The sequence below is a fragment of the Pseudomonas sp. zbq_18 genome, from assembly GCF_043102245.1.
Lineage (GTDB): Bacteria > Pseudomonadota > Gammaproteobacteria > Pseudomonadales > Pseudomonadaceae > Aquipseudomonas.
This window is the reverse complement of the sequence record NZ_JBICIT010000008.1, coordinates 218228-234216: the sequence shown is the minus strand read 5'-3', so window position 1 is coordinate 234216 and position 15989 is coordinate 218228. Positions and strand designations below refer to the sequence as shown.

The 15989-nt window shown below is 61.2% G+C and carries 15 protein-coding genes; all 15 read right to left on the bottom strand.

Annotation, left to right across the window (positions count from 1 at the left end; genetic code table 11):
• Nucleotide 1: 1 nt before the first annotated feature.
• The gene (fliI, locus tag ACF8C6_RS06510; protein ID WP_392498534.1) at nucleotides 2-1360 is read right to left on the bottom strand and encodes a flagellar protein export ATPase FliI; all 1359 of its coding nucleotides are present in this window, start codon (nucleotides 1358-1360) and stop codon (nucleotides 2-4) included.
• Nucleotides 1350-2129 carry a flagellar assembly protein FliH gene (fliH, locus tag ACF8C6_RS06505; protein ID WP_392498533.1) on the bottom strand — a complete coding sequence of 260 codons (780 nt, stop codon included), beginning with the start codon at nucleotides 2127-2129 and terminating at the stop codon, nucleotides 1350-1352. Before fliH ends, fliI begins: the two co-directional genes overlap by 11 nt.
• A gap of 13 nt (nucleotides 2130-2142) precedes the next feature.
• Nucleotides 2143-3159 (bottom strand): flagellar motor switch protein FliG, encoded by a 1017-nt coding sequence (gene fliG / locus ACF8C6_RS06500; RefSeq protein WP_277688821.1) that lies wholly within the window; start codon nucleotides 3157-3159, stop codon nucleotides 2143-2145.
• Complete coding sequence (fliF, locus tag ACF8C6_RS06495; RefSeq protein WP_392498531.1) at nucleotides 3152-4939, bottom strand: flagellar basal-body MS-ring/collar protein FliF; 1788 nt, start codon at nucleotides 4937-4939, stop codon at nucleotides 3152-3154. The genes fliG and fliF overlap by 8 nt, the downstream gene beginning before the upstream one ends.
• 17 nt (nucleotides 4940-4956) lie before the next feature.
• Nucleotides 4957-5286 carry a flagellar hook-basal body complex protein FliE gene (fliE, locus tag ACF8C6_RS06490; RefSeq protein WP_392498530.1) on the bottom strand — a complete coding sequence of 110 codons (330 nt, stop codon included), beginning with the start codon at nucleotides 5284-5286 and terminating at the stop codon, nucleotides 4957-4959.
• A gap of 121 nt (nucleotides 5287-5407) precedes the next feature.
• Complete coding sequence (gene fleR / locus ACF8C6_RS06485; RefSeq protein WP_392498529.1) at nucleotides 5408-6817, bottom strand: sigma-54-dependent response regulator transcription factor FleR; 1410 nt, start codon at nucleotides 6815-6817, stop codon at nucleotides 5408-5410.
• The gene (locus ACF8C6_RS06480) at nucleotides 6814-8040 is read right to left on the bottom strand and encodes a sensor histidine kinase (RefSeq protein ID WP_392498528.1); all 1227 of its coding nucleotides are present in this window, start codon (nucleotides 8038-8040) and stop codon (nucleotides 6814-6816) included. The genes fleR and ACF8C6_RS06480 overlap by 4 nt, the downstream gene beginning before the upstream one ends.
• Before the next feature lie 158 nt (nucleotides 8041-8198).
• On the bottom strand, nucleotides 8199-9674 hold the full coding sequence (locus ACF8C6_RS06475; protein WP_392498527.1) for a sigma-54 dependent transcriptional regulator: 1476 nt from the start codon (nucleotides 9672-9674) through the stop codon (nucleotides 8199-8201).
• Nucleotides 9675-9844: 170 nt separating this feature from the next.
• Nucleotides 9845-10141 (bottom strand): flagellar protein FliT, encoded by a 297-nt coding sequence (gene fliT / locus ACF8C6_RS06470; protein ID WP_392498526.1) that lies wholly within the window; start codon nucleotides 10139-10141, stop codon nucleotides 9845-9847.
• Nucleotides 10142-10169: 28 nt separating this feature from the next.
• Entirely contained in the window at nucleotides 10170-10550 is a 381-nt protein-coding gene (gene fliS, locus ACF8C6_RS06465) for a flagellar export chaperone FliS (RefSeq protein ID WP_392498525.1), read from the bottom strand.
• Between the two features lie 71 nt (nucleotides 10551-10621).
• Complete coding sequence (fliS, locus tag ACF8C6_RS06460) at nucleotides 10622-11017, bottom strand: flagellar export chaperone FliS (RefSeq protein WP_392498524.1); 396 nt, start codon at nucleotides 11015-11017, stop codon at nucleotides 10622-10624.
• A 3-nt stretch (nucleotides 11018-11020) separates the two neighbouring features.
• Nucleotides 11021-12781 (bottom strand): flagellar filament capping protein FliD, encoded by a 1761-nt coding sequence (gene fliD, locus ACF8C6_RS06455; protein WP_392498522.1) that lies wholly within the window; start codon nucleotides 12779-12781, stop codon nucleotides 11021-11023.
• Between the two features lie 76 nt (nucleotides 12782-12857).
• Nucleotides 12858-13238 (bottom strand): flagellar protein FlaG, encoded by a 381-nt coding sequence (locus ACF8C6_RS06450; protein WP_392498521.1) that lies wholly within the window; start codon nucleotides 13236-13238, stop codon nucleotides 12858-12860.
• 72 nt (nucleotides 13239-13310) lie between these two features.
• Nucleotides 13311-14936, bottom strand: coding sequence for a flagellin (locus ACF8C6_RS06445; protein ID WP_392498520.1), 1626 nt, complete (start codon nucleotides 14934-14936; stop codon nucleotides 13311-13313).
• Between the two features lie 271 nt (nucleotides 14937-15207).
• Nucleotides 15208-15972: a cephalosporin hydroxylase family protein gene (locus tag ACF8C6_RS06440; protein WP_392498518.1), complete on the bottom strand. Its 765-nt coding sequence runs from the start codon at nucleotides 15970-15972 to the stop codon at nucleotides 15208-15210.
• Nucleotides 15973-15989 lie beyond the last annotated feature (17 nt).

Below are 15989 nucleotides of genomic sequence, written 5' to 3'. Positions count from 1 at the left end.
ATCAGGCCTGCGTCTGCGGGTTGAACACTTGCGCCAGCAGGTTGACGCTATCGGCCAGACGCTCACTATCGCTCAGTCCCTGACGCAGATAGCGCATCATGTTCGGCTGCCGGGCGATGGCCAGGTCGGTATCGGCATCGCCACCCGGCACATAGGCGCCGACGCTGATCAGGTCGCGGCTTTGCTGGTAACGCGACCACAGCTGCTTGAAGCGCTGCGCCTGCTTGAGATGCTCGGGGCTGACCACTTGCGGCATGACCCGGCTGATCGAAGCCTCGATATCGATGGCCGGATAATGCCCTTCCTCGGCCAGCCGACGCGACAGCACGAAGTGGCCGTCCAGCACACCCCGGGCGGCATCGGCAATGGGGTCTTGCTGGTCGTCACCCTCGGAGAGCACGGTATAGAAGGCGGTGATCGAGCCGCCGCCTGCCTCCGCGTTGCCGGCGCGCTCCACCAGGCGCGGCAGCTTGGCGAAGACCGAAGGCGGATAGCCCTTGGTCGCAGGCGGCTCACCGATTGCCAAGGCAATTTCACGCTGCGCCTGAGCGAATCGGGTCAGCGAGTCCATCAGCAGCAGGACGTTCTTGCCCTTGTCGCGGAAATATTCGGCGATACGCGTGCAGTATTGAGCGGCACGCAAACGCATCAGCGGCGCATCATCCGCAGGCGAGGCGACGACTACCGAGCGCTTGATGCCTTCCTCACCGAGGATCTCGTCGATGAACTCCTTCACCTCGCGGCCCCGCTCGCCGATCAGCCCGACCACGATAATGTCGGCCTCGGTGAATCGCGTCATCATGCCCAGCAGTACCGACTTGCCCACCCCAGTACCCGCAAACAGGCCCAGGCGCTGGCCGCGGCCAACGGTGAGCAGGCCGTTGATGGAGCGGATGCCTACATCCAAGGGGACGCTGATCGGGTCACGGTTGAGCGGGTTGATGGTCGGGCCATCCATGGGCACCCAGTCCTCGGCCTTCATCCCGCCCTTGCCATCCAGCGCGCGGCCGGCACCATCCAGCACGCGGCCGAGCATGGACATGCCCATGGGTAGACGCCCGGTATCCGGTAACGGTACCACTCGGGCACCCGGCGCAATGCCGGCCAGGCTGCCGGCCGGCATCAGATAGATCTTGCCAGCCGAGAACCCCATTACCTCGGCCTCTACCTGCACCGGGTGGTAACTGTCGTCATTGATGACCAGGCAGCGACTACCCAATGCGGCGCGCAGTCCTTCAGCCTCAAGCGTCAGGCCCACCATGCGCAACAAACGCCCTTCCACTATCGGCTGGGCAGGCAGTTTGACCGCCTCGGCATAACCGCTCAGGCGCTTGGCGAAACTGGTGCGTTCAAGGCGCATCGGCGTCCCCCAGGTCGACCTGTATATCAGCCTCTGGAGGAGTCGTGGCTTGTGCCCGCTGCTGTTCGAAGAGCTGCTTGAGCGCCTGCGCCATGCGCGTTTCGATGCTGGCATCAATGCGACTGCTCTCACTTTCCACCCGACAACCACCAGGCAGCAACGAGTCATCTTCAAGAATGCGCCAGCTCTCCTCATGCCGCTCACGCAGCGCCTTGATGACCTCGAAGTCTTGCGGATTGACGTGTATACGCACGTTGCTGGCGCCCATCGGCAGGAGCTTGAGCGCCTCACGCAGCACATGGCGGATTTGCGTGGAATCGCTGGTCAGTTCGCGCTGGATGACCTGCCGCGCCACCTGGCTGACCAGTTGGACCATACCCTGCTCCAGCGCTTGATCCTGCTCTGCAATGGGGTCCAGCAGATGCCCCATCAGCTGCTCCAGCGCGGCGAGCTTGTCCGCCAGAGCAGCGTCGGCCTCTTGCTTGGCCTTGAGTTGGCCGGCGCGAAAACCATCCTTTTCGCCGGTGGCGAAACCTTCGTTGTAGGCGTCCTGACGAATCGCTTCGAGCTCGTCCAGCGTCAGCGGCTTGACGTCTTCAGCTGCCACTTCCTCAACCTGGGTCGACGCCTCCTCAGGGGCGGCCTCAGGTTCAGGCTCCGGCTCTACCGGAGGTTCCACCTGGGGATCGAAGCTGGGCAACGCCCAACGATCGAAGCCGCTGACGTCCTTGGCGCGAATCAGCTCGCTGGAAGCCTCCTTGGGAACCATGCCTTCGCGCCTCTTAGATCATTGCCTCGCCACCGGCTCCGCCGAGGACGATTTCGCCCGACTCGGCCATGCGCCGGGCGATGGTGAGGATTTCCTTCTGCGCCGTCTCCACTTCGCTGACGCGCACCGGGCCCTTGGCCTCCAGATCGTCGCGCAGCAACTCGGCGGCACGCTTGGACATGTTCTTGAAGACCTTTTCCTTGATGCCGTCGTCGGCGCCCTTCAGCGCCAGCACCAGCACATCGGAGGATACCTCGCGCATCAGCGCCTGGATGCCGCGATCGTCGACATCGGCCAGGTTGTCGAAGACGAACATCAGGTCTTCGATCTGGCTGGACAGGTCTTCATCCACCTCGCGGATGGAATCCATCAACTGGCCCTCTACCGAACTGTCGAGGAAGTTCATGATGTCGGCCGCACGCTTGACCCCACCGAGGTTGGCGCGAGTGGTGTTGGAGCTGCCTGAGAACTGTTTCTCGAGAATCTGGTTGAGTTCCTTCAGCGCGGCCGGTTGCACAGTGTTGAGCGAAGACACGCGCAGGATGATGTCCAGCCGTACCTTGTGATCGAAGTGGCTGAGCACTTCACCGGCCTGGTCCGGATCCAGATAGGCCACCACGATGGCCTGAATCTGCGGGTGCTCGTAGCGGATCACGTCAGCCACGGCGCGCGGCTCCATCCACTTCAGGCTGTCCAGGCCACTGGTGCTGCCGCCCAGCAGGATGCGGTCGATCAGGTTGCCGGCCTTATCCTCACCCAGCGCGGCGGTGAGCATCTTGCGGATATAGGCATCGGAGCCCACTCCCAGGCTGGTCTGGTCCCCGACAATGTCGACGAACTCGCCCATCACCTGTTCGACCTGCTCGCGCTGCACATTGCGCATGCTGGCCATGGCTACGCCCACCCGCTGCACTTCCTTTGGCCCGAGGTGGCGTAACACCTGGGCGGCGTCGGTCTCGCCGAGGGACAGCAGGAGAATGGCGGCCTTCTCGACCTTGCTCATTTTGGCAACGGGGCGATTGTCACTCATCGGCGTTGATCCACTCTTTGACTACCTGGGCCACACGGCCCGGATCTTCCGCCACCAGACTCTTGATGGCATTCAGTTGTGCATCATACCCCTCGGAAGGACTCGGCAGCAGGATGCTCTGCGGGCCACCGAGGCTGACACGATCGGCGGAAAGTTCACCGTCCAGGCCTCCCATGTCGCCCAACTCGACATCACCATCAGCGCCAGCACCTCCTGCAGCACGCGCCGGGTTGGTGATGTTGTTGAGCACCGGACGCAGCACGCCGAACACCAGCACGAGGATGAACAGCACACCCAGTACCTGTTTGACGATGTCCCAGAACCAGGGTTGCGTGTAGAACGGCGTTTCAATGACCTCGTCACCCAACTCCGTGGAGAACGGTGCGTTGATCACGCTGACGCTGTCGCCGCGGCTGGCGTCGAAGCCCACCGAGTCCTGCACCAGGCGGGTGAAGCGAGCCAGGTCCTCGGCGCCCCAGGGGCTACGGGTGACCTCGCCGGTTTCGGCGTTGATGTTGACCTTGTCGTCCAGCACCACAGCCACCGAAAGGCGCTTGAGACGGCCCTGCTGCTGCTTGGTGTAGCTGATCGAACGGTCCAGCTCGAAGTTGCGGGTCGACTGCTCACGCTTGTCCGCCGGATATGGCGCCAGCATCGGCTGACCGGTGGCAGGGTCCGTGATCTGTGCGCCATTGGCATCCAGCAGCGGCTGGCCAGGCTGTACCGGGCCAGGTGGCGCGGCTTGCGCATTGGCCTGCTCGGGCGCGGCGGCCGCTCCCGGCGGCTGATTGCTCAGTGCGCCCGGCACGCCTTGCGGCGGCAGACTGCTGGAGCGCTGTTCATTGACCTGCTGTTCGCTGCGCAGGGCCGGCTGATCCGGGTTGAACATCTCGGAAGTGGACTCGACTGCGCTGAAGTCAACGTCGGCAGACACTTCGGCCTTGTAGCGACCATTGCCCAGCACCGGCTGCAGGATGTTGTGCACGCGCTGGGTGAACAGGCTTTCCATGCGCCGGGTGTAGTCGAACTGTTTACCGGCCATGGTCAGTTCGGACAGTTCCTGCTGATCGGAGAGCAGATTGCCTTTCTGATCAACCACGGTGACCTGCGACTTGGTCAGTTCCGGCACCGAAGTCGCCACCAGATTGACAATGGCCATCACCTGGCTCGGCTCCAGGGCACGCCCTGGATACAGCTCTACCAGCACCGAAGCCGTCGGCTTACGCTCATCACGCACGAACACCGAACTCTTCGGAATGGCCAGATGCACACGCGCGGCCTTGACGTTGTTCAGGCTGGATACGGTACGCGCCAGCTCTCCCTCCAGCCCGCGACGATAACGGGTAGCCTCCATGAACTGGCTGGTGCCCAGGCTCTGCTCCTGGTCGAGAATCTCGAAACCAACATTGCCGTCGCTCGGCGCTACCCCTGCAGCGGCCAGCTTCATACGGGCGCGACCAAGCTCGTCGGACTTGACCAGCAGTGCGCCGGAATTCGGTTCCACGGTATAGGTGATGTCGGCGGCATTGAGCACCTCCATCACCTGATTGCTGTCCATGCCGGCCAGGTTACCCAGCAATGGCTTGTAGTCCGGCTGCTGCGACCACAGCACCACGGCAAAACCAATGGCCACACTGGCAGCCAGGCCGACCAGCAGGCCGATCTGGCGCAGCATGGACATGTCGGATAGGTTTTCCAGAAAGGACAGCCCGAACAGCGGCTTCTTGTCCTCCTGAGCACCCGTGGTGGCGGGTACGTTTGCTGCGACTGCTTCAGCCATGTCTCAAATCCGCCCTGTTAAACCGGCATCTGCATGATGTCTTGGTAGGCCTGAACCAGCTTGTTGCGCACCTGAGTCATGGCTTGGAAGGAAACACTGGCCTTTTGCGAAGCGATCATTACATCCGTAATGTCGACGCCCTTCTGCCCCATCTCGAAGGCAGTGGCCAGCTGGGTGGCGGCTTGCTGGGTCTCGCTCACCTTGTTCACCGCCTGACCGAGCATATCGGAAAAGCTCGGTGCACCCGGCTGCGGCGCCTCGACCACAGGCTTGTGCTTGGCCATGGCCTCCATCTGCATGGAGCGCATTTCCAACATCAGGCGATTGAATTCGACACCCTGGCTCATATTCTTTCCTCCAGCTGCCGCAGTTTTTTGACGCTACGCGGCTTTTCCTGGGTATCTGCAAGCACAGTGCCAAAAAAGAAGGCCCGCACAAGGCGGGCCAAGAGAGGGTTAGGGCTGACGCTCAGCTGGCGTACAAATAGGCTTCGACATCCATGCCGGCATCGCGCATCTGGGCCAGCTTGTAGCGCAGGGTACGCGGACTGATGCCGAGACGCTCGGCGGCCTCCTTGCGGCGACCACGCTCGGCACGCAGGGTATCGATGATCATCTGGAACTCATGCCGGCGCATGTCCTCACCGAGCACGCCACTGGCTTCACTCGAGCCACCGGACTCTTCGCGCGACACAGGCACACTCGGCACCAGACTTACCGGCGCCATTGCAGGAGGGGGCGCCATCCCGATCGGCGCCGTCAGACACAGGTCATGCGGCTGGATCAGCCCGCCCTGTTGCAGGATCAGGGCCCGCTGGATGGCGTTATCCAGCTCCCGCACATTCCCTGGCCAGGCGTGCGCCACCAGGGCAGCGCGCGCCTGCGCAGATAGCTGCACAGGGCTGTGGTTCATTTTTTTGACGTGCTTGCTCAGCAGGCGCTCGGCCAGCGGCAGGATGTCGGCAGGTCGCTCGCGCAGCGCGCGCCAGGCCAGCGGGAAAACCGACAGCCGATAGTAGAGGTCCTCGCGGAAACGCCCCGCCGCGACTTCCCCCGCCAGGTCGCGGTTGGTGGTGGCCAGCACGCGAATATCCAGGTTGATCGGCTTGCGCGCGCCCACACGCTCCACCTCGCGCTCCTGCAAGACCCGCAGCAGCTTGGCCTGCAAGCCCAGAGGCATCTCGGAAATCTCGTCGAGCAGAATGGTGCCGCCATCGGCCAGCTCGAACTTGCCAGGCTGAGCAGCGATGGCGCCGGTAAAGGCACCCTTTTCATGGCCGAACAGGGTCGCTTCCAGCATGTTGTCCGGAATCGCCGCGCAGTTGATGGCAATAAACGGGCCTTCGGCACGATTCGACTGCTCGTGGATGTAGCGCGCCAGCACCTCCTTACCCGTGCCGGATTCGCCGGAAATCAACACAGTGGAGTCGCTACGCGCAACGCGTGCGGCCAGTTCCAGCAGCTGCTGACTGGCCGGCTCACAGGCCACAGGCCCCTCACCCGCGCCTGCGGACACACGCCCGAGGGCATGCCGCCCTACCAACTCCAGCAAGGTGCGCGGCTCGAAGGGCTTGACCAGATAATCCGCCGCACCCTGCCGCATGGCCTCCACCGCACGTTCAACGGCGCCATAGGCCGTCATCAGCAACACCGGCAACTGCGGATAGCGGGAGCGAATCAGCGCGAGCAACTGATGACCATCCATGCCCGGCATGTTGACATCGCTGATCACCAGACCGAAAACCTCCTCGCCCAGGGCCGCCACAGCATCCTCGGCACAAGCCACTGCTCGGAACTCATGGCCACCGAGCTGTAGCGTGTCGGACAAGGCCTCGCGCAAGGCGCGGTCATCTTCGACCAGCAGAACTTTGGCTGTCATGGGTGTACTCCTGAAACAAGTGCCTGCCGCGCCTGAGTCAACGGCAACACGAGAATGGCGCAGGTACCACGCCCCGGTCGCGAGCGCAGACGCAACTCGCCCTGGTGCGCCCGAACCACAGCCTGAACCACAGCCAGACCGAGGCCGGTACCCGTTGTTTTGGTGGTAAAGAATGGCTCGCCAAGGCGCGCCAACGTGACCTTGTCGATTCCCGGTCCGTTGTCGCTGACGCAGAGGAACAGGTTGTGATCACGGGTATACAGATGGATTTTCAGACCCGCTTCGCGACCGCCGGCCTGGATGGCATTCTCAATCAGATTGAGCACGGTGCCGACCAGCGTGTCACGGTTGCACAGCAGCTCACCCACGCGCGCGTCGCACTGCCAGCGCACACTCATGCCCTGCACATGCGGCTCGGCGGCACTGCGCAACGCACTGAACAGTGCAGCGGGAGTGATGTGATCGGGCAACGGCAACTCGCCGCGGGCAAAAATCAGCATGTCGCGCACCTGATGCTCCAACTCGTGCAAACGCTCCTTGATTCGCCCGGCAAAGCGCTGCTGCTGCTCGAACGGCAACTCCTGCTCGCTCAAGTGACTGGCATAGAGCAATGCGGCAGACAGTGGCGTGCGTACCTGATGAGCCAGCGAAGCGACCATGCGCCCCAGCGCAGACAAGCGCTCGTGACGAGCAAGCTGGTCTTGCAAGCGGCGGGTTTCCGTCAGGTCGGTCAATAGCACCAGTTGCCCAGGCTCGCCCTGCAGCGAACGGGTGGCAATGGACAGGCGACGCCCGTCCTTGAGGGAAATCTCATGACCATCGTCTTCACGGGGGGCAAAATTGCGTGCAATCACCTCGCGCCAGAGCATGCCCACCAGAGGCCTGGCCAGCAGGCTACGGGCTACCGGGTTGGCCTCGCGCACCACGCCCTGGCCGTCGATGACGATCACCCCCCCTGGCAGCAGATCGAGCAGACTCTGCAGACGATTGGCCAGACGCTCCTTCTCTGCCAGCTCCTGCATGCGCTGGGCACTGACCAGGGCCAGCTGCCCCTTGAGCTCGCTCACACGAGCCTCAAGCATGCTGTAGGAACTGCTCAGCTGGCTGGACATCTGGTTGAACAGGGCGAATGCCTGCTCCAGGCTAGCGCGGCTGGCCTGCTCTACCGGTGCGGTAGTACTGGCGTCAGGAATGTCGTGCCGCTGGGGGGCTATTGGATTCATGCTCTTCTCTCGCCTGTCGAACCGTCAGCAAACGGTCGGTTGGAAGAGACATAGCAATAGCCGTGCCTAAAAAATAATTCTTTAAATTCAAATACTTAAAAAATAAAGCCGGAGCTTGCGTCAAAGCTCCGGCTGTATTTGTAAGGCGCCAAGTAGGATCAGTCCTCGTCGGCAGCCTCGTCATCACGACGACTCATACCGTACTTACGCATCTTCTCCACCAGCGTCGTGCGGCGAATTCGCAAACGCTCGGCGGCACGCGCCACCACGCCATTGGCATCGTCCAGCGCCTGCTGGATAAGCCCCTGCTCGAGATTGCCCAGGTAGTCCTTCAGGTCCAGACCTTCCGGCGGCAGCATCGCGGTGTTGGAAATGCCCGGCAGACTCGCGCCAATCGCCGCGCGCTCGTCCAACTCCTCACGCAGGCTGATCGCCAACTGCTCGTCTTCGTCATCGACATGGCGGAACTTCTTCGGCAGCTCGCCCACGCCGATCACTCCGTAGGGGTGCATGATCGCCATGCGCTCTACCAGGTTGGCCAGCTCGCGCACGTTGCCCGGCCAGTCATGGCGACACAGCGACATGATGGCCGCCGAGTTGAAACGAATGGAGCCACGCTTCTCGAACTCCATACGCGAGATCAACTCATTCATCAGCAGCGGGATGTCCTCCACGCGTTCACGCAGCGGAGCCATCTCGATCGGGAAGACATTCAGACGATAGTAGAGATCCTCGCGGAAGCTTCCCTCCTCGATCATCTTCTCCAGGTTCTTGTGCGTGGCAGCGATGATGCGTACATCCACGCTCTGGGTCTTGTTACTGCCGACCCGTTCGAACGTGCGCTCCTGCAGCACGCGCAGCAGTTTGACCTGCATCGGCAGTGGCATGTCACCAATTTCGTCGAGGAACAGGGTGCCACCGTTGGCCAACTCGAAGCGCCCTGCCCGGCTGGTGATGGCCCCAGTAAAAGCGCCCTTCTCGTGGCCGAACAGCTCGCTTTCCAGCAGCTCGGCCGGAATCGCCCCGCAGTTGACCGGCACGAAAGGCGCCTCGCGACGCTTGGAGTGGTAGTGCAGGTTGCGCGCCACCACCTCCTTACCGGTGCCGGACTCACCGAGGATCAACACGCTGGCCTCGGTATCGGCCACCTGCTGCATCATCTGGCGCACTTGATGAATGGCACGACTGGTACCAACCAGACTGCGAAACAAGTTGGGCTCACGCTGACGCCCGCGCTCGCGGGCCTGGTCATACATCTCGCGGTAGACCTGGGCGCGATGCAGGGAGTCGAGCAGCTTGTTGTAACTGGGCGGCATCTCCAGGCTGGCAAGCACGCGACGACGCAGGTCGTCAGTCCAGTCCTGCGGAATCGGCTCGCCAATCAGCAACAGCGGAAGATTCTCGTCCCAGGTGCCTATGTGCTTGATCAGCTCCAAAGCGCCGCCTTTGGCTATGACATCCCCCAGCAGAACATTGAGCACTTCGCGGCTGGACTCAAGCGCATCAACAGCCTCACGCCAATCACTACTGCCACAGGAAAGGTGATCTTCGCCGAGGAAATTGAGAATCACCGACAGATCGCGGCGGCGCTCAGCATTATCGTCAATCAGCAGAATCTTGGTTTCGCGCCACATCTTGTTCTGGTCTGGCTCGCAGGCTGGGAAGAGAGGTCGCCAAGCGGCAACGGCAATTGGCCACTAGTAAAGTCAAAAAACAGACTAGAGTCAATTTTATGGCGTAACTTTTCTACGGTTACTAAGGAAGCTGATCTGACTGATGAGGCCAGCAAGGCACCACCAGACAGTCAGGTGAACAGCTGGTAGACCTTGGCACCCTGCTGGGACTGATTGAGCTGAACCAGCTCGCCCGCCAGACGGCGCTGCTCGGCCTGACAGGTAACGACCAGCTCGCGATACAGATCGAGTAACTCCTGCATCCGCTGGCGCAACTGACCTTCATCGTGAACGGCTTCGACCATTGCCTCATCGACAGCCTGCCGGCACTGCATATCCAGCTCACCAATCGCCGCCCAATCGCGACGAGCCAGAGCATCACGCAAGGCAAAACCAGTGGTTTCGAGAAGCTGAACAGATGAACTCATGGAGATTTCCTCAGGGCCACAGCGACCATCAGTGGCTGATGGCGTCCCAGCCGGATTTCACATTACGCAGCAGCTCTGCGACTTCATCAAGCATATCCGCATCGTTGGCGATATTCGCCTCAACCAGACGTGACACCATGTATTCGTAGAGACGATCAAGGTTGGCGGCAATTTCACCACCCTGATTCAGATCTAGCCCCTCGCGCAGGCCGCCGATAATTCCAATGGCTTTGCTGATCAGTTCACCCTTCTGGGCACTCTGGCCATGCAGCATTGCGCCCTTGGCCTGGGCAAGCCGGGAGAGACCGCCTTCCATCAGCATCTGGATCAACCGATGCGGACTGGCATCGGCCACCTGTGCCTGGGTGTTGACGGTTTGATACTGCCTGAGGGCCGCCATTGCGTTCATGATCGCTCCGCTGAAGATTGCCTGAATACACTTCCTGTATCGGCAAACAGCGGCTCGGCTTTAGCGAAGATTCACTCCGAAACGGCGGCCGGTTCGACTTCCGGGCCTATGCCGTCCCAGGCTTCCTTGATCTGGGCGAGCAACTGCTGCACCTCGTCCAGGCTGCGCGGCGTATCGTCCAGAGCGACGCCGGCGAGGCGCCGGGTCATGTAGTCGTAGAGAGCATCGAGGTTCTCGGCGATCTCGCCGCCCAGCTGCTTGTCCAGGCTGGACTGCAGCACACCAAGAATAGTGATGGTACTACCCACGGCAAGACCACGAATCTCGACATCCCCTTCCAGCTGCGCCTGACGCGCCAGCATGACACGCTCCAGAGCCCCATCCAGCAGCATCTGCACGACACGGTACGGGCTGACCTCTTGGGCCGTCTTAACCTGCTTGTAGGTGTCGATGGGTTTCTTACTCATCGCTTACTTATCCTTCTTCACGAAACCAGGCAGACTCGCCAACTGATTGCTGAGCGCCTCACTGGTGCGCGTAAGGTTGGCGACCAGCTGATCCATGGCAGAGTACTGGGCGACCAGCCGCTCCTGCACCTTCTCGATCCTCAGATCCAACGCTTCGCGCTGATCGTCGATATTGGACAGTGTGCTCTGCAGAGACTTGGTGCGCTGGTCGAAGACGCCATTGCTCTTGAGGTACCCTTCGACCATTTTGTCGAGCCGCCCCATCAGACCCTTGTCGCCGGTGAAATAGTCGGCGACCCCCTCGAGGTTGCTGCCCAGGGCCGAGGTGAGTGCCGCATCGTCAATCTTCAGGGTACCGTCCTTCTGCGTGGTGATCCCAAGCTCGGCCAGCGCGCGGGTACCCTCTTCGCCTGTCATCTTCACCAATTCGCTACGCAGGCCAGAGAGCAAGCCGCGCACGGTCGCATCCCCCACCAGCGCACCGGTGACCGGATTTTCTCCCTCACCCACCTGCACCACCGCGGTCAGCTGCCTGGCTGTGTTGATCAACCCGTTGTAAGCATCCACGAAAGCCTGGATTCCGCTCTTGATCGCCGTCTTGTCGGAACCGATGGTGATATTGACCGTCTTACCGGCCGCCAAGTCCGAACTGCTCTGAGCGCTGGCCAGGTTGAGAGTGACCCCCTCGATCGCCGAGGTGACGGAATTGCTGTCACTGACGACCTTGAGTCCGTCGACGTACAGCACCGCCGATTGAGCCTTGTTGATGACGCCCGCGGCGCCCGTGGTGGAATTCGGGCCGCTGGAGATGGCCGTGACCCCGTCTTCCGGATTGAGCGTCGTCAGGGCATTGCTACCAATCGCTCCGCCGGAAGCGGTGGCGCTGGCGGTCAGTGCCGTGCCATTGGTGGAGTTGAGCACAAGGCGTGCGCCCGAGGCATCGGTCTCGATGCTGGCGGAAACCCCCTGCCCTGCACCGGCGGTATTGATCGCATCGCGGATGTCTTCCAGTGAGTCGCCATCGTTCACAGCGATGTCGAGTTCGACACCGGCGGCGGAGATAGCCAGGTTGCCCGCCTGGAAGGTCGAACCCGAACCGGCCGCAAAAGTCGGCAAGGTCAGACTGGCCGAGGGCTGGAAAGCCTGGGTAGTGAGCGCCACAGTGCCGGTGGTAACGCCATCCTCACTGACCGCAACCTTGATGTCGTTGCCCTCACCGGACTTGCTGGAGTTCAGCACCAGACGCGAACCGGAGGAGTCCGTGACTATGGTGGCACTGACACCCACTCCCTTTCCTGCCGTATTGATGGCATCACGAACGCCGGCGAGGCTGTTGTTGTTAGCGGTGACATTCACATCGAAGCTGGATGAGCCGGTCAATATAGTCAGCGTGCCGCTATTGAAGGTAGTGGACGCGCTGCTGGAAACCGACTGCAGACCCACCTTGCTGCTGGAGGCCAGCTGCTGAACCTGAACGCTGTAACTGCCGGCAACCGCACTGGCGTTCGCCTTGGCCGCCAGCACACTGCTGGCACTCGACGAAGCGGTACGACCGGTGAAGAGCGACTCCTTGTTCAAGTTCTGAATGGCCGCCTGCAGACCGCTGAGCGAGCCTTTCAGGGTGCCGAGGGCAGAGAAGCGCGAGGTTGTGGCCTTCTCCAGACGATCCAGCTGCAGGGTCTTGGGCGCCTTCTCGGCATTGACCAGCGCAGTCACGATGCTGTCGATATCGATACCCGATCCGACACCTAGAATCCCAGCCATGGTTCACCTCGCCAAAAATATGACTATCAACGCCTCGTGAGCACTTGACAGTCAAAAGCCGTGCCAACGCCTAGCGTCAGGCCTCGGCCTTGAACAGCAGACTGCGCACCTCTTCCAGACTCTCTGCCAACTGCAGAGCTTCCTCCGAAGGAATCTGCCGAATGATGTCTCCGGAAGTGGAGTCGGTGACTTTCACAACCACCCTGCCGGATGCGTCTTCCACGGAAAAGTTGATGTTGCGGCGAACCGACTGGACGAACTCCTGGATGGTCGAAACGGCAGATTCGACCTGCTCGCGGGGAACTTCCGCCTTTTCAGTTGCCGCAACCCCAGCAGCCTGCTCTTCGCCGCCCGTTTCAGCGGCGCCGACAACCTGCTTGCGCGCTACTTCCGCAGAGGCCTTGTTGCCACTGGCAAGCACCGGATTGAGCGAATTCTTGATTGAGCCGACGTCCATAAATTTCTCCTCACAATGAGGTAGCGGGGAGAAGAGCCAAGCCCTTCTCCCCGCAGTCTAGCGCTTCCGACCTTAGCCGAGCAGACTGAGCACAGCCTGCGGCAGCTGGTTTGCCTGGGCCAGGATCGCGGTACCGGCCTGCTGCAGGATCTGATTCTTGGTCAGCTCCGACGTTTCAGCAGCGAAGTCGGTGTCGCGAATCCGGCTACGGGCAGCGGAGGCGTTCTCGGAGATGTTCTGCAGGTTCGAGATGGTGTTCTCGAAGCGGTTCTGCACGGCACCGAGCTGAGCACGCTGGCTGTCGATGTTGGAGATAGCCGAGCTGATAATGCCGAGAGCGTTCTGGGCACCAACCGCCGTGCTGATGTCGACGGTATTGACCGCCTCCAGGGTGCTGTAAACGCTGGCATCCTGCAGACCACCGTCGATGGTTTCGAAGTTCTCCACCTCGAAGGCATCGGGCGACTCGAAGCGCACCTGGCCTACGGCCACGGCACCACCGGCGCCATCACCGGCTAGAGCTGCCACGCCATCGATGGTATCGCTGGCATCCTGATCGTCGGCGATACCGTTATCGCCGCTGAAGGACAGGGTCTGCAACTCGGCCGCCACATCGTTGTCCTCGGCATCGACGGCACGGTAGTCCTTGATGATGATGTTGTCACCACGCTCACTGACCATCTCCAGGGCGCCGTTATTGAGCACTCGGGCACTGATGCCGGTACGGCCGGTTTCCTTGTTAATTTCGTCGGCGAGGCCAGACAGATCACCCCAGTCGGTGATGTTGGTGGAGATGGATACGCCATCGGTTTCCTTGGCATTGTTGGCGCCGTACAGAGTGAAGCTGATGGTGCCACCGGTGGAGGTGTTGGTGAAGCCGCCATCGGAGTCCTGCTGCAGACGGGCGGCGGTACGCGCTGTTGCAGTGACGCCGGTGGAGTCGGAAGCCTTGTTCACGGCCTCGGCCAACTTACGGGCAGAGGAGCCGTCGCCCAGGGCGATGGAAGCGGTGCCCAGCTTGCCCTTGATGGTCAGACCGTCGGTGTTGGCCGGCGAAGAGGCATAGCCGATGTCGGTGGTGGTGTAGGCCGAGAAATCGGTGGAAGCGACTGCGGTAGCAGCCACACCGGTCTGTGCGTCGGTGGCGCTATCGCCCAGGCCGACTACGGCGCTGTTGAAACGGCTGGCACCGATGCGGGCTGCCGATGCGGCACCGACCGAGACGCTGATGGTTTCGAAGGCGTTGGCGCCGACCTGGAAGCTCTGGGAGCCGAAGGTGCCATCGAGGATCTTGCGGCCACCGAAGCTGGTGGTTTCGGCGATACGGTTCAGCTCCTGCTGCAGCTGCGACACTTCGGCCTGCAGAGCGGCACGTTCACTGGCGCCGTTGGAGCCGTTGGCCGACTGCAGGGCCAGGTCGCGCATACGCTGGAGGATGCCGGTGGACTGCTGCAGGGCACCTTCAGCGGTCTGCGCCAGGGAGATACCGTCGTTAGCGTTGCGAGTGGCCACATTCAGGCCGTTGATCTGACTGGTCAGACGGTTGGAGATCTGCAGACCAGCGGCGTCGTCTTTGGCGCTATTGATGCGGAAACCGGTGGACAGGCGCTGGAGGGAAGTATCCAGACCCTTGGACGAGGTGTTGAGGTTACGCTGAGTGTTCAGCGAAGCGACGTTTGTGTTGACTGTCAGGGCCATGGTGTTTGCCTCCAAAGGACCGTGCTGCTGAGTTTGTCTGAGCCTGCGAGCTTCGGGCCTGCTAGCTCAGACGCCCCATAAAGTTCGCATTCGGTCTTTTTATCGGCGCTTCCGGACGCAACTTTAGGCAGCTTTAGCAAGGAAAAACGATTTTTTTTATTCCTTTGCAAACAAAAACTTAGAGTCTTTAAACAGCCCTGAAAGGGCGATTTGTCGCGAGATTGACGCGCCGACTCGTGACAGGAGGCGGCGCATCGACTACCTCAAGCCCTTAAACACGCTTCAGCCAGGCATCCGGCCAATGGGTAATGTTCTTACTGAGGGTGCTTTCATTGAACGTCCAGGCCGGCTGTTCAATGACGAACTCGGGGTTGGATCGGGCAAAATCAATAGCCGCATTGGACGGATTGTCGGTCCCCCAATCCTTGCCTGCGCGCGGCACGTCCTTGACCTCCTTCATCACGCCATCCGTGGAGACTATATAAGAGCCCTTGGTGACCAGCGGCGAATAAAGGCGCAGCTCCTCAGAAACGTGGGCGTAGCTGTGGTTGGAATCAAGGATAACCAGCACGGTCTCGCCCGGTTTGATCAGCGACTTGACCTGGGCCACCACCTCCTCAGCCACCGAACTGCCCTCGATTAGGGTCAAGTAGCTGAACAGTTCGTGCTCCTCGATGGCCTTGCGGTTGTGCGGGCGAATCTCGATGTCCACTCCAATTACCCGGCCCTTGCCCATGGCCTTGAACAGGCTGGCGTAATAGATGAGGGAGCCGCCATGGGCGATGCCGGTCTCGATGATCACGTCCGGCTTGACGCTGTAGATCACCTCCTGAATGCGGATCATGTCTTCCGGCAGCTGAATCACCGGGCGACCCATCCAGGAGAAGGTGTAGGGGTACTTCTGGTTCCAACCGAGGTTGACCCACTGCTGGGACAGAATCTCGAAAGACTCGTCGGTGTACAGATCCAGCTCGCGGACGGCACCGCCCTCTTCCAGGATCAGCTTCTTGTTATCGGTATCGACTGTCAGTTTCACGTCCTGCTCCTTTCCGA